The organism is Streptomyces olivochromogenes, from assembly GCF_021538895.1.
Classification (GTDB): domain Bacteria; phylum Actinomycetota; class Actinomycetes; order Streptomycetales; family Streptomycetaceae; genus Streptomyces; species Streptomyces olivochromogenes_A.
In genome coordinates this window covers 17,643-29,942 of sequence record NZ_JADDRL010000114.1, presented here as the reverse complement: position 1 = coordinate 29,942, position 12,300 = coordinate 17,643, and the positions used below count along the sequence as shown (strand labels likewise).

General features: G+C 70.3%; 11 protein-coding genes and 4 pseudogenes. 6 read left to right on the top strand and 9 right to left on the bottom strand.

Annotated features, from left to right (window positions below):
- Positions 1 to 318: 318 nt before the first annotated feature.
- On the top strand, positions 319 to 756 hold the full coding sequence (locus IPZ69_RS37695; RefSeq protein WP_235459215.1) for an ester cyclase: 438 nt from the start codon (positions 319 to 321) through the stop codon (positions 754 to 756).
- 277 nt (positions 757 to 1,033) lie between these two features.
- Here the strand turns inward: IPZ69_RS37695 and IPZ69_RS37690 are convergent.
- The 4 genes and pseudogenes from IPZ69_RS37690 to IPZ69_RS37675 form a co-directional block, all read right to left on the bottom strand.
- Positions 1,034 to 1,254 (bottom strand): annotated as a pseudogene (locus IPZ69_RS37690) (IS30 family transposase); the annotation flags it as partial.
- 198 nt (positions 1,255 to 1,452) lie between these two features.
- Positions 1,453 to 1,923: pseudogene (locus tag IPZ69_RS37685) on the bottom strand (cytochrome P450); the annotation flags it as partial.
- Positions 1,924 to 1,961: 38 nt separating this feature from the next.
- Positions 1,962 to 2,189, bottom strand: a complete 228-nt coding sequence (locus IPZ69_RS37680; protein ID WP_235459214.1) for a hypothetical protein — start codon at positions 2,187 to 2,189, stop codon at positions 1,962 to 1,964.
- Positions 2,189 to 3,232, bottom strand: a complete 1,044-nt coding sequence (locus tag IPZ69_RS37675; RefSeq protein WP_235459213.1) for a DUF1259 domain-containing protein — start codon at positions 3,230 to 3,232, stop codon at positions 2,189 to 2,191. The genes IPZ69_RS37680 and IPZ69_RS37675 overlap by 1 nt, the downstream gene beginning before the upstream one ends.
- A gap of 494 nt (positions 3,233 to 3,726) precedes the next feature.
- Here IPZ69_RS37675 and IPZ69_RS37670 point away from each other — a divergent pair.
- Positions 3,727 to 4,777, top strand: a pseudogene (locus tag IPZ69_RS37670) (IS110 family transposase); the annotation flags it as partial.
- A gap of 79 nt (positions 4,778 to 4,856) precedes the next feature.
- Here the strand turns inward: IPZ69_RS37670 and IPZ69_RS37665 are convergent.
- Positions 4,857 to 5,414, bottom strand: a complete 558-nt coding sequence (locus IPZ69_RS37665; protein WP_235459212.1) for a hypothetical protein — start codon at positions 5,412 to 5,414, stop codon at positions 4,857 to 4,859.
- Positions 5,415 to 6,121: 707 nt separating this feature from the next.
- Between IPZ69_RS37665 and IPZ69_RS47190 the strand changes: the two genes are divergently transcribed.
- The 3 genes from IPZ69_RS47190 to IPZ69_RS37655 all read left to right on the top strand — a co-directional run bounded on the left by IPZ69_RS47190 (position 6,122) and on the right by IPZ69_RS37655 (position 7,233).
- Positions 6,122 to 6,256 (top strand): hypothetical protein, encoded by a 135-nt coding sequence (locus IPZ69_RS47190; RefSeq protein ID WP_268835538.1) that lies wholly within the window; start codon positions 6,122 to 6,124, stop codon positions 6,254 to 6,256.
- Positions 6,257 to 6,555: 299 nt separating this feature from the next.
- On the top strand, positions 6,556 to 6,846 hold the full coding sequence (locus IPZ69_RS37660; protein WP_235459211.1) for a hypothetical protein: 291 nt from the start codon (positions 6,556 to 6,558) through the stop codon (positions 6,844 to 6,846).
- Positions 6,847 to 7,233: a helicase-associated domain-containing protein gene (locus tag IPZ69_RS37655; RefSeq protein WP_235459210.1), complete on the top strand. Its 387-nt coding sequence runs from the start codon at positions 6,847 to 6,849 to the stop codon at positions 7,231 to 7,233.
- 9 nt (positions 7,234 to 7,242) lie between these two features.
- Here the strand turns inward: IPZ69_RS37655 and IPZ69_RS37650 are convergent, their stop codons facing one another.
- Together IPZ69_RS37650 and IPZ69_RS37645 are read right to left on the bottom strand one after the other, a co-directional pair.
- Positions 7,243 to 8,505 carry a hypothetical protein gene (locus tag IPZ69_RS37650; RefSeq protein ID WP_235459209.1) on the bottom strand — a complete coding sequence of 421 codons (1,263 nt, stop codon included), beginning with the start codon at positions 8,503 to 8,505 and terminating at the stop codon, positions 7,243 to 7,245.
- A complete protein-coding gene (locus IPZ69_RS37645) occupies positions 8,502 to 9,482 on the bottom strand; it encodes a hypothetical protein (RefSeq protein ID WP_235459208.1) in 981 nt (326 codons plus the stop codon). Before IPZ69_RS37645 ends, IPZ69_RS37650 begins: the two co-directional genes overlap by 4 nt.
- A gap of 254 nt (positions 9,483 to 9,736) precedes the next feature.
- Between IPZ69_RS37645 and IPZ69_RS37640 the strand changes: the two genes are divergently transcribed.
- Positions 9,737 to 10,441 carry a UPF0158 family protein gene (locus IPZ69_RS37640; RefSeq protein ID WP_235459207.1) on the top strand — a complete coding sequence of 235 codons (705 nt, stop codon included), beginning with the start codon at positions 9,737 to 9,739 and terminating at the stop codon, positions 10,439 to 10,441.
- A 385-nt stretch (positions 10,442 to 10,826) separates the two neighbouring features.
- Here the strand turns inward: IPZ69_RS37640 and IPZ69_RS37635 are convergent.
- Positions 10,827 to 11,012, bottom strand: a pseudogene (locus IPZ69_RS37635) (transposase); the annotation flags it as partial.
- 149 nt (positions 11,013 to 11,161) lie between these two features.
- Positions 11,162 to 12,289, bottom strand: a complete 1,128-nt coding sequence (locus IPZ69_RS37630) for an LLM class flavin-dependent oxidoreductase (protein WP_235459206.1) — start codon at positions 12,287 to 12,289, stop codon at positions 11,162 to 11,164.
- Positions 12,290 to 12,300 lie beyond the last annotated feature (11 nt).

Below are 12,300 nucleotides of genomic sequence, written 5' to 3'. Positions count from 1 at the left end.
TCGCCGGTCAGCCGCTCCCGGCCGCGCCGCACGTGCCCCGCGGACGTCAGAGGCGATGAGCGCTCGGCGCCGCCCGCCTCAGCCGCGGGGAATCTCCGGGAGTGGGCGGGAAGCCCGCTGGTCCAGCCCCGGTGGTGGGAGTAGACGGGGGTGGACAGGAGCGGACAGCGCTGGGTCCTGAACGGGCTGGGAAGTGGACAGCTGCCGCGCCCAGACTCTGAGTCGCCGCCAGCCGCGGCCCTCCGCAGCCTGCGGCCAACGTCGTTACCGCGTGCGGCACTTCACGCAGGAAACCCATCGCCACCAAGGAGAACCGCCATGTCCGCTTCCGCCAACGCCCTGCTCGCCGAGCCGTGGAAGGCTCTGTGGAACAACGACCTGTCCCAGACCGACAAGATCATCGCACCCGACTTCGTCGCGCACGCCGCCCCCATCACCGGGTCCGGCGACGACACCGTGCACGGCCGTGAGGGCCTGAACGGCTGGGTGGCCGGCATCCACACCATCCTGCGCGACCTCAGCTTCGAGATCGTGGTCGGCCCGATCGCCACGGACGACTACCTGGTGGTCCGCTGGGCGGCCGAAGGCACCTACGCCGGCGGCTTCCCGGGTGCGTCCGACGACGCCGTGGGCAACATCGTCCGCTTCACCGGCACTGACACCCTGCTCGTCAGGGACGGCATGCTCGCCGAGTACTGGGCGAACGCCGACAGCCTGCTGTTCGTGCAGCAGCTCGGTGTCCGCGAACTGTCCTGAACAGCGCGCTGCCTGTCTGCCGGAACCGCCCGCGCCGGACTGCCACCAGTACGGCGTGGGCCGGGTTAACCGATGCACCAGCACCGAGGGCGTGCTTGTGTTCGCCGTGTTCCCACCGTCCCGGTGCAGCGACTCGTCAGCACAACACCATGCTGACAGCGAGGCGTTGTGCTGGCGAGGCGCACGGGCGCGCGCCTGTTCTCACAAACGATCGGCTGGCCGGGGTCGGCACCCGCAGCTCCTTCGCCAGCTTCGGCACCTTGGTGAAGCGGGCGGAGATCGCCTCCGGGGAGATTCTCATGGACTCATCCTCGGGGAAGTCCACCCTGAGCCGCTGCGATATCTGCTCCGGGCTCCACGCCGTGGCCAGAGTCGGTCCTGCCGTCTGGGTTTGTTACGGCCCTTCCAGGCCGGCACTTGCGGGCCCTGGACGGTTTGACCGTCCGCGGCGTGGACGACGGTCCCGGCCAGTCGGTCCTGAACGTACTCGTGGAGCCGGGACGAGTCCGACGATCGATACGAAGAGATCAACCCGTACGACCTACGCGAGCGGTAGATCCCCGCTGGGCCGACCCCCTTGCGGAACGGGATGTACCGGAGCATCTCGTGGATCGCGTTCGTCAGGTTGTCCGGGCGCCGCCGCAGGTGGTCCGCCAGCTCGGGCCGGGTCAGCAGCAGATACACGATGTTGCTGATCTGGCACGTCGCCGTGTCCTGCCCGCTGAGCACCAGGGTCAGGGTCATCACGGCCAGTTCCCTGTCGTTGAGCTGGTCCTCGCCCTCCCGCGCGGCGGCCATCGAGCTGATGATGTCGTTGCCGGGGGTGCGGCGGCGCTGTTCGACCATGGCGCCGAAGTAGTCGGTCAGGTCGGTCCTGACCTTGGCCGCCGCCTCCCTGTTGTCCGCACCGGTGACGAGGAGCCGGTGGACCTGCTCGCGCATCCGGGACCACTCGTCGCGGGGGATGCCGAGCAGGTGCAGGATCGTGTGCTGGGGGAACGAGTTCGACAGGTGCTGTACCAGGTCCGCGGGCGGTCCCTGCTGCGCCATCTCGTCGAGCAGGGAGTCCGCGAGCAGCACGATCCGCTCCCGCATCTCGTCGACCCGCTGCTGGGTGAACGCCTGTGACGCCAGGCGCCGTACGCGGCTGCTGTGCGGCGGGTCCATGACGTTGATGGACTCGGGGGAGACGATGGGCTCCGGCGTCATCCGGGGATAGTCGCGGCCCATGATCTACGCCCGGCTGAAGCGCTGGTCGGAAGAGACCTCTGGACCGAGCGGAAGCCGGTGACGAGCCAGGCGCCGGCATCACCGTACGGGAGCCGGATGCGGGTCAGGGAGTCGCGTTCCATGATGGCCGCGAGCTCGGGATCGAAGTCGAGGGCCTCGCTGTAGTCGAACGGGCAGGTGATCGACTCGTCGCTCATGCTCATCAGGCACCCGTCCCCTTCATCGGCGCGACATTGGTGGCGTCCACAACGGGGCGCAGGCGCCGCGCCAGGGTCACGGCGTCGCCGACGGCCCAGTAGTGGACGAAGAACAGCCGGGGCTGGTCGGTGAGGTTGTGGTGGTGGAGCTCGACGAGGTCGGCACCGCCGCGCCGGAGCCCGGTGAGGACGTCCTGGACCTCGTCGGCGATCACGGCGAAGTCGCCGCTGACCGCGGCCCGGCCGCGGCCGAGCGGCTGGAAGTTGAACGAGGTGGTCGAGCTGAGGCCCGGGGGAAGGAGGAGGTGGCCGTCGGTGATGGCCTCCCGGCGGACGAACGTGCTCTGGTAGACGCCGCTGTCGGCGGTGCCCTTCACCCCGAGCGCGGCGTCGATGGCCGCGGTGTCCAGGTCGAAGCGTACGGCGAAGGGCACGCCGGGGGGCACGGCGAAAGCGGCATGGGCCTTCGGGAACGGGGTGGCGGTGCGGTCCAGGGCGGCGCGCAGACCGCGGGCGACGGCCACCGGGTCGGTGCTGTGGGCGTGGAGGTGACACCACCAGACGTCGGGCCGCTGGGCCAGCAGGTGCTTGTGGATCGCGGTCTGCCCGATCCCGTGCTCGTGCAGGGCGTCGCTGAACGGCTGGAGTTCGCGCTCGGTGACCACCGCGTCGCCCATCAGGAGCGAGCTGCCGTCGGCGTACCGGACGAAGGACACATGGGTGCCCAGGGCGAGCGCGGGGTCGATCATGATGCCCCGGGAGACCACGTGGAGGTCCCGGCGCAGCAGGGGCGTGTGGTACATGAACCGCTTCATGCCGCCCGGTGCGCCGAGGGCCGCGCCCACGTCCGCCCAGTCGGCGAGTTCGGTCATCACCGGCGGGACCGGGGTGTGGACCGGCTCGGCCCCCGGTCCGGCGGTCGCGGCACGGGCGGGGGGAACCGCCCCGATCGCTCCGGTCAGTACGGGCGCAAGGGCGGCGGTGGCCAGCACGCGACGCCGGGACGCTGTCGGTCTGGGGTCGGCGTGCTGCTGTCGGTCATCAGTCATCTCATATGCCTCCTGGCGCGATGGAAGCACGGGAGGACACCCGGACCCGTGATCTGCACCGGCACATGGGCCCAGGTGGGCTAAGCGGGCTGGAGCGGTCGGATGAGCCCACCGCACTCCACGGACGAGCCCGGGTCTAGGCATGCCTAAGCGCGGATCTGCCCGTCGGTGCTTCTCTGGAAGCCCGGCGGGCACGCACCGTGTGCCCCCAGACCGCCACCGATCGGCGGTTCTGCGACCTGGCCTTGCGACTCGGGCTCACCGACAGGGGTGGCGATGCCGAGATGCCGGTGCAGGTGTGCACGGGCGACCCTGTACTGCCGTGCCTTGCGTTTGATCTGCCGACTGCTGTCTGAGGCGGTGCGTACTGCCACCGAAACGGTGGGGCGTGTCCGGATAGGGGCCTTCGCGACAGGCACCGTCACAGTCCTGACCACCACACCGTTCCGGTGTCAGCCACCTGCGTCCCCGAGGCGATCAGGAGACAAGCGACCGTGCCCAGCACGACTCAGCAAAGCCATCCACGCCATGACACGGCTGACCAGCACGAGCAGGTCCTGCTCGGAGTCGACACGCACAAAGATGTTCACGTGGCCGCGGTCATCACCAGCACCGGACTCTTGCTGGGCACTCGAGGCTTCCCCACGACCCGGCAGGGCTATCGCGAACTCCTTTGCTGGGCACGTGCTTTTGGGCAGTTACAGCGGGCCGGGGTGGAGTGCACCGGCTCCTACGGAGCCGTCCTTACCCGCTATCTGCACCATGAAGGCATCGCGGTCACCGAGGTCAACCAGCCCGACAAGGCCGCACCGACGCCGGCATGGCAAGTCCGACTCCATCGATGCCGCGGCCGCCGCCCGGGCGGTCCTCTCCGGCCGTGCCACGGCCACCGCCAAGACGACCGACGGACCGGTGGAGACAGTCCGGCTGTTCAAGATGGCCAAGTCTTCCGCGGTCAAGTCCCGTTCCATGGCCATCAACCAGCTCAAGGCCGTGCTCGTGGCGGCAGAACCGGCCCTGCGGGAATCCCTGGCCAGACTGAGCAACCTCAAACTCATCCGCCGGTGTTCGCAGCTGAGGCCCACTCCCGGCACGGGGCGGCACGCGGCCTCCCGCCATACGCTCCGGCTCCTGGCCAGGCGGATCCTGCACCTCACCGAGGAGATCGATGACCTCACCGCCCGGATAAGATCTGCGATCGATGCCTACGCGCCCAAGCTCCTGAACCTCTACGGCGTCGGTCCGAACACCGCCGCAGCCTTGCTGACCGCAGCCGGCGACAACCCCGACCGCCTGGCCAGCGAGGCCTCATTCGCCGCCCTCTGTGGTGCCAGCCCCGTGGAAGCATCGTCTGGAAAAACCCAGCGCCGCAGACTCAACCGCGGCGGCGACCGACAGGCCAATTCAGCGCTCTACACCATCGTCATAGCCCGCCTACGCTGGGACACCCGCACCCGTTCCTACGTCGAACGACGCGTCACCGAGGGCAAGACACGACGTGAAGCCAACCGATGCCTCAAACGCTACATCGCCCGCGAGATCTACCCAGCCCTCCTCACACCAGAAGGCAACCACCCGCACCAGCCCCCGCCAGTTGACATCCATAGGGGCATCAAGCGCGGACCTATCGCAGGTCGCGGCGATCGAGGCGGTGGATGAGGCCAGGGCGGCGTTGATTACCCTCGCGTAGGCGAGTCAGGCGCTGTTGGAAATCGGTATGCCCTCCGGTGTGGGCGTAGGCGTCGCGCAATTCCGCGAGGAGCGTGACGGCCTGGTCGTAGGCGGTGGTCTTCTTGGTAGCAATGTGCGTCTCGATCTGCTGCCAGGCGGATTCGGCCTCGCCCGCGAGGGTGGTCAGGCGCTGGGCACGGGCGGTGGCCCGTTCTTGTTCGGCGCGCCGCCTGCGTTCGGCGCGCAGGGTATGGGCTGCGTCCAGGAGTTGGGCGGCGCAGCGGCGCCCGGTGACCGGAGCGGGAGCGCCGGCGCCGCCTTGCAGACGGCGCAGGAGTCCGGCGCGCAAACCGGGCTCCTCGCCGAGGGCGAGCCGTAGCAGCAGAGCGTCCTTCTCCTTCGGGGACAGCGCGGCGATCAGCAGGGCGAGTTCCTTCTTCGTAGGCCTGGTCGGCTTCTTGGGCGCGGCGGGACTGGCCTGAGCCGCGACTGCGAGCAGATCGCCATCCACGCGCAGGAAGTTGGCGAGTGCGCTCTGCGGGGACGGTCAGTTCGCCGAGCCCGGCCGGGACGGGCGGCTCCGGGCAGGCTTGATATTCCTCTTCGTTGTCGTCTTCGAGTTCCCAGGCAGCGAGCGCGGACAGCCAGGCGAGGTAGAGGGGGCGCAGATCGCCGGTGGCGAGTTCGTCGCGTACACCGATGAGGGCGGCCAGTGACTCGTCGGCGTCCTCTATCCAGTCGCCGCCCTCGTCGTCACTGGTCATGTCGAGCAGGAGGTGGGTGCGGGTGGTCCAGGCTTCGACGTGGTGGCCCAGGCAGTAGGACTGGACCGAGGGCAGGTTCAGGGTCTGCTTGGGCAGGCGGAGCATCAGCCGGTGGGTGCCCCAGTTGGTGACGTACAGGTGAGCGTCGAAGTAGCGCTCGACCATTCGGCGTGGATCGCCGCTCAGGTCACCCCAGTTGTAGGTGTTGGTAAAGCTGGTGGCGGTGATCCGGGCCCGGGTGGAAATGGCCCGTAGCTGGTCCCGTTCCTCGCGGCTGAGCGGACAGTCGAGGGCCTGGAACTCGTAGTACTGGTACTCGCTCACATGGCGGACCCTATCGCCGCCGCGGGCGGGCCCGGATGGGGAGCGGGCAAAGGCGGCCGGAGCTGGCTGGGCTTCGTGCCCAAACGCCGTAGGGTGAGCCGAGTCGAACGGTTCTGGAAAGGAGCGGGCTGTGACGACGGCGTGGACCGAGCGGGCGATGGAACACGGCGCGAAAACGGAACGCGCGGCCGTGCTGCAGCTGGCCGCCGCGGGCCGGCTGCGGTGCAGCGACAAGACGAAGCGCCCCTCCGCAGCCTCCATCTGAGCGCTGGTAGAGGTCCTCCCCTGCGGTGACTTCTACGAGGGCGAGGCGGTCAGGGCCATCGCCTGGGCGCTGCTGCTTCAGCCCGGCGGCCTCGCCGAACTGTCAGGTGGCCGCCTGGAACTGACCACCCGGGGCCGCAAGGCGCTGGCCGAGCCCGCCCACGAGACAATCCGTACCTGTGGCGGCGCTGGCTGAGCCACGGGGCGCTGGAAGAGTTCAGCCGCATCGAGGGGGTCAGAGGGCAGCGCGCCGCGAACGTCCTCGGCGCGACCGGTCCGCGCCGCAAGGCGGTGGGGTGCATGCCGTTCGAATACGCGGCCACGCTCGGAATTATCGACGTCCAGTTCATCTGCCTGGAGGGGGCGCGGGACGACTTCTGGCACATGTGGGGCGCCGACTGGCTGAAACGGCTCAGCCGCTACGACGAGCTGATCGCCATCCGGTTGAACCCGCTCGGGGCGTACGCGACGGGGCGCGCCGACAACTACCGGCCGGGTCCGGCACCTGCCTCTGGGGGCGGAGCCTGGTCAGGGTTCTGCCGAACTTCGACGTCGTGGCACCGGGCGGCCTGGCCCCCGCCGAGGCGCTGATTGCTCGACGCATTCGCTACCCGGTCCGCCGACCATGTCTGGACGCTGTCCGCCGCTTCCCTGCTGAAGGCCCTCCACGCAGGCCGCCGTCTGAAGGAGGTGCGCCGCTTCCTGGCCGAGAGCAGTACAGGAGAGGAACTGTCGCAGACCGTCACGGCTTTGCTGGCCGACGCCGCCTCGCGCACCGAGAAGGTACGGGATCTGGGTGCATACCACCTGCTGGGGTGTGTGGACGAGGCACGGGCCGTGATGATTGACAAGGACCGCAGGACGGGGGTGCTGTGCTCCCAGATCGGTCAGAAACACCTCATGGTGGCCCCTGGTGACCTGTCGGCCTTCCGCGCCGCGCTGCTGAAACTCGGCTGCGTACCGCCCGCCCCGCGCTGAGCGGGAGGATCACGCCCAGGGCGCGGTCCGCGGGGCGTGGGCACGTGCTCGGAGTGCGGTGAGGGCGGCGGCTCGGCCGGTAGGGGTGAGGGAGAGAGTGGAGCGGCGGCGATCGCGGTACGCGAGGAAGTCGAGGGCCTCGCCGGGACGCAGCCACTGCCACAGGAAGTGGCGGGTGTCGTCGGGACGCGGCGTGGTGCCGTCGGCGAGGGTGAACGCCTCGGCGGCCAGGGTGTGCACAGCGCTGGTGAGGTCGTCGAGCGTGAGCTCCCCGTCGAGCAGGGCCGCGGCGGCGGCTTCGGCGAGCTCGGCTCGGACACCGTCGCCGAACCAGGAACGGGCTGCAACGGCCTGCAACAGAGCCGGGTCGGCGAGGTGCAGCCGACCGCGGGCGGTCAAGGCGAGTTTGCGGTGCCGCTTGGCGAGCAGCCGCGCCGCGCGGGCCAGGTCGTGCAGTTCGGTGAGGCGGGCGACGTCGTACTCGGTGCGCGGCACCATGCCGGGCAGATACCAGTCGTAGCGCTCGGCGGCCTCGATGACCAGAGCATGCGGCAGGTAGCCGGCCGGGGTCAGCGTCACCCCGCCGCCGATCGACTCCAGCAGCCAGCGCAGGGGTTCGGCCGTGTCGGCGGGCGCCTCGGGCGCCACGCTCAGCAGGTCCGTCAGGGCGCCGCGCAGACGGCGCCGGGCGGCGGGCGGGGCCTCGGCCCAGGTACGGCGGCGCTCACTATGGACCGCGTCCAGCGGGGCGCGGCCGTCGTGCGCGGGGTGCGGGGTCGTGAGCCAGCGCTCTACATGCTTGATGCGCGCGGTGGCGTAGCCGCGGGCGCCGGGCACCAGCGCACCATCGTCCAGCGCTTGCTCCAGCAGCCGGGAGGCGCCTGCGCGGGCGACGGCCTCGCCGATGCCCATCACCGGCCCCCACATGAGCAGGCCCGTGTCCGGCGGGGTCACCGGAGAGGCGTCCACCGCCCGCCGGTAGGCGGCCCGCCCCTGATCGGGCGAGCGCTGCCACGCGTCGAGGATCTCCCGGGTGACCTCCGACGTGCAGACAGCCGCGGCCCGGGGGCGGCCGGCGTCCTGTAGGAGCTCGGCCAAGACGGTGAGGACGTGCGGGTATTCGGCGGGCTCGGCCATCCACTTGACCGGCAGTTCGTACCAGCAGAACCGCTCCACATCCTCTTGGGCAAGCATGTCAGCCGAGCCGCCGTCCGGCAGCAGCCAGCCAGGCAGCCCCTCCCGCACACCCCCGCCATGGCCGGCATACGTCATGCGTGTCCTTCCCCGTCGAGTTCCCGGTCAAGTTCGATGGCCCGGCGCCGTACCCAGTCCCGATGGAACCCCGGCCGGTCCCCCGCCTGGAGCACGGCACGGGCGGTCATGGCGTCACCCCGCCGCAGAGCGCTCAAGACCATAGCCTCCAGCGGTTGCCCGTCCTGCGAGCCCAGCACTGCCGCGGTGGCAGTGAACTGGTCCACCGCCCCGGCCGCGACCTGGGCGTAGGCGCGGTGGCCCAGGCTCTCGCGGGCGCGGAAGTCCCAGCGGGCCAAGGCATACTCGCTGTGCAGCGCGCAGGCCAGAGTCTCCACCAGGTCCAGATCACCCTGGACCTCGGCGTGCACGAACAACTCGGCCTCCTGCCGGTACGGTCCGCCGAAATCGCCGACCTCACCGAGGAGTTCAAGGAAGTCCTGCCAGAACACGTCGGCGGGCATCGCCGTCTGCCGCCAGGCGACGGCGGCGTACTCGCTCACGGGCTGGCGCAGCCACTCGCCCAGCGTGCCGCACGAGTCGTCGCGCACCCCCATCGCCTGCACCCCGCACGTCAACGCGGCCCGCCGGACGGCCAGCAGCCTCGCTACGTCCCCGCCTGCTTCCCCCACCTGGGCGCCCGTAGCTTCGGCCACGGCATCTGTCACCGCCATCGTCGCCCGCTGGCCGTGATGCCGATTCAGATCCACAACCTGGTCGAATGCTTCGTACGGACCCTGCGGCGACACCGCAAAGCGCGGCCACGCCCCGGTCAGAGCCCGCTTGGACAGCCGCCGACTCGGAGTCCACCGCATGGGCGCCGTCTTCGCCCGCCCCTCCAGCGCCTGTTTCCACACCTTGGAACGGCCCCGGGAGAGGGCCTTCGGATCACGCGCCGCGCCTCCGACCAGCTCGGCCGCACCGAGCCCGTCCGCCGCAAGACGCTCCCGTAGATCCAGCAGATGGCTCCACAACGGCTCCAGATACGCCCCGCGCATGACCCCGCCCGACCGTTCCCGCGTCAGACGCGCATCCAAGGCGTCCCAGTCGCCACCGCAGTCCACCACGCACGCCACAGCGAACCACACGTCCCAGTACAACCGCTCGCCAGACGGTGCCGGATGAGGCCACGGTTCCGGGCCGAACGCCGGCGGCCTGCGCCTGCTTGTGACCTTGTCCGCTCTGCTCACCAGCGCATTGTCGCACCGGAAGCGATGGCACTCGCAACGCACGTCGGCGTAGCCTCGCGGGCATGACCGAGGCATGGACCGACCACGCGCTGAGGGCGCTCCGCGCCGCCTGCCACACCGCAAACGGCCCGTCCCTTCTCGCTCTGCTGCGCGACCATGACCCCGCCGACGTGCTGCAGCAGTGCGGGGACGCATTCACCGCAGCCGTCTTTCGGGGTGTGCCCGGCGCCCGGCAGACGGTGATCGCGTGCACGTCCACCCTGCGCGAACGGGGCTGGTCCGGAGACGAAATCCTCGCCGAACAGCTCGACACGGTGGCAGGCGGTGCCGTCTGCGCCTTGCGGCCGCTGCCGGTCGACCTGGAGGAACTCTCCGGTCTGCTCGAAGGCGACCCGGCCTGGGGCGGTGGCCGCATCGACCTGAAGACCGGAGCGTGCCGACCCGCCGTCGCGGACACCGAGGAGCCGTGGGACGAGGAGGAACCGGAAGGCACTGAAGGGTGGCTCCATGTTCCGTGCGAGGGATCGCGCGACGCCTACCGCGACATGGAGGACTTCATCACCACCCTCGACGACCAGGACCTCGCCCGTTTCCTCGGCATCGCGATCCATGGCCCAGGAGCGTTCCGCCGCTTCAAGGACATGCTGGCCACCTCACCGGCGCAGCAGCAGCGGTACTGGTTGTTCTCCGCGGAACGGCAGTACGGCCGGGCTCGGGCCTGGCTCGCCGATCACGGCTACCGGCCGGCGCCACCGAGCGGCCAATGACCTGGGTGTCCTCAGGGTCCCCAGTGCCGGTAGGCCTCAATCCACTCAGCACCCTCGGGCGCCGGATCGGACAACGGAAGGTCAAGAATGCCGATCGCCTGCCGGTGCCTGCCTGTAGGGGGATCAAGTGGTGGGCGTTCCGGTCCGCGATTCGTGGCGTCTGTGCAGAGGTGGCAGCCCACGAAACGTCTGGTAAGGCGAGTTGACTGCCCGACCGGTCCAAGCTGCTGGCCCTGGCCTGCACATTCCGGTGCCTTGATCCCCTACACCACCTGGCGGGACACCATCCGATCGCACCGCTGTGCGATTGCAGATCGGTCACGCGCTGGCCGTGACCGAGACCGCCCCTCTCGCTCCTGCTGGACGCCCGCCGCTACTCGGCCGCTCAGTCGACGAGCCGGCCCGCACAGCCGCCGTCCGCCCAGACAAGACGGATGAAGAAGTACATGGTGCGCAGCCGCTCCAGCAAGGGCAGTGCGGCGTCGCGGTCCTGCACGCTCGCCGCGGTCACCGCGACGGCCAGGACCAGACCGAGGCAGTCCACCACCAGGCGCCGCTTGCGGCCGCCCACCTGAGTCAACTCGTCGTGGTCACTCCCTCTTGAGCAACTACCGCGCTGACCTGTCGCCGCTGCGTCGGTCTCGTACGGGTCGCAGCCGCGCTCTGTTGCGCCGCCATCCGTTGCTCACCCGTCAATCTTGGCGCCGAACGTGCCGCGCCTCACCTCTTGCGCCACTCCTCGGCCAGCAACGCGTAGGACCGCACCCGGTCCGCGTGGCCGTGGGTGATCGTGGTGATCAGCAGTTCGTCGGCGCCGGTGGCCTCCTGGAGCTGTTCAAGCTGGTCGGCGACCCGGCCCGGGGAGCCGACGAACTGGGTGTCGAGGCGGTCCTGGACCAGCGCCCGGTCCTCGTCGGACCATGCGTGGGCGCGCGCCTCGTCCGGCGTGGGGAACTGGATCGCGCCCTCGGCCGTACGGATGCTGCGGACCCAGAGGCCGTAGCCGGTGGCGAGTTCGCGGGCGGTCTCGTCGTCCTCGGCGACCACGACGTCCGCGGACACGCTGACGTACGGCTTGTCCAGGACGTCGGAAGGCTGGAACGCGGCGCGGTAGCCTTCCGCCGCCTCCAGCACCGTGGCCGGACTGACGTGGTAGTTCGCCGCGAACCGCAGGCCGTTGCGCCCCGCGACCTCGGCGCTCTGGCCGCCGCTGCTGCCCAGGACCCAGATCTCGACGTCGGCGCCCTCTCCCGGCACGACATGGGCCTCGACGCCGTCCGCGGAGCGGTACGTGCCCGCCAGCAACGCCAGGATGTCGTCGATCTGCCCGCCGTAGTCCTGCGACTCGGCGTTCGGCAGCAGGAGCAGCTCGCGCTGGAGGGCGATGCGCGGCGAGCCGAGCAGGTGCTCGAAGGAGAACCGGGGCGGGATGCGCAGGCCGTTGGGGGCGTGGCCGTCCTCCACCGGGGTCGCGGTCGGCAGCGCAGTGGCGGGCCCGCCGGGCGGGCGTCCGCCGGAGCGGCCGAGCCCCAGGTCGAGGCGTCCGGGGTGCAGTGCGTCGATCAGGCCGAACTCCTCGACCGTGGACAGGGCGGTGCGGTGGCCCAGCTGTACGGCACCGGAGCCGAGCCGGATGGTCGAGGTCGCGGAGGCGGTCAGGGCGAGGACGACCGCGGGCGAGGTGCCGGCCACGCCCGGGTTGAGGTGGTGTTCGGCGAACCAGTAACGGGCGTACCCGAAGCTCTCGGCCTGCCGGGCCAGGTCGATGGAGTTGCGCAGCGCCTCGGTGGCGGTGGAACCGGACGAGATCGGGACCAGGTCCAGGACGCCGAGGGGGATGTCGGACATGTTCGGAAGGC

Bases quoted from the DNA above. Each gene is read 5' to 3' on its own strand.
- IPZ69_RS37695 (WP_235459215.1), top strand. From the start codon at position 319: ATGTCCGCTTCCGCCAACGCCCTGCTCGCCGAGCCGTGGAAGGCTCTG.
- IPZ69_RS37680 (WP_235459214.1), bottom strand. From the start codon at position 2,189: ATGAGCATGAGCGACGAGTCGATCACCTGCCCGTTCGACTACAGCGAG.
- IPZ69_RS37675 (WP_235459213.1), bottom strand. From the start codon at position 3,232: ATGACTGATGACCGACAGCAGCACGCCGACCCCAGACCGACAGCGTCC.
- IPZ69_RS37660 (WP_235459211.1), top strand. From the start codon at position 6,556: ATGCCGTTCGAATACGCGGCCACGCTCGGAATTATCGACGTCCAGTTC.
- IPZ69_RS37650 (WP_235459209.1), bottom strand. From the start codon at position 8,505: ATGACGTATGCCGGCCATGGCGGGGGTGTGCGGGAGGGGCTGCCTGGC.
- IPZ69_RS37645 (WP_235459208.1), bottom strand. From the start codon at position 9,482: ATGCGCGGGGCGTATCTGGAGCCGTTGTGGAGCCATCTGCTGGATCTA.
- IPZ69_RS37640 (WP_235459207.1), top strand. From the start codon at position 9,737: ATGACCGAGGCATGGACCGACCACGCGCTGAGGGCGCTCCGCGCCGCC.
- IPZ69_RS37630 (WP_235459206.1), bottom strand. From the start codon at position 12,289: ATGTCCGACATCCCCCTCGGCGTCCTGGACCTGGTCCCGATCTCGTCC.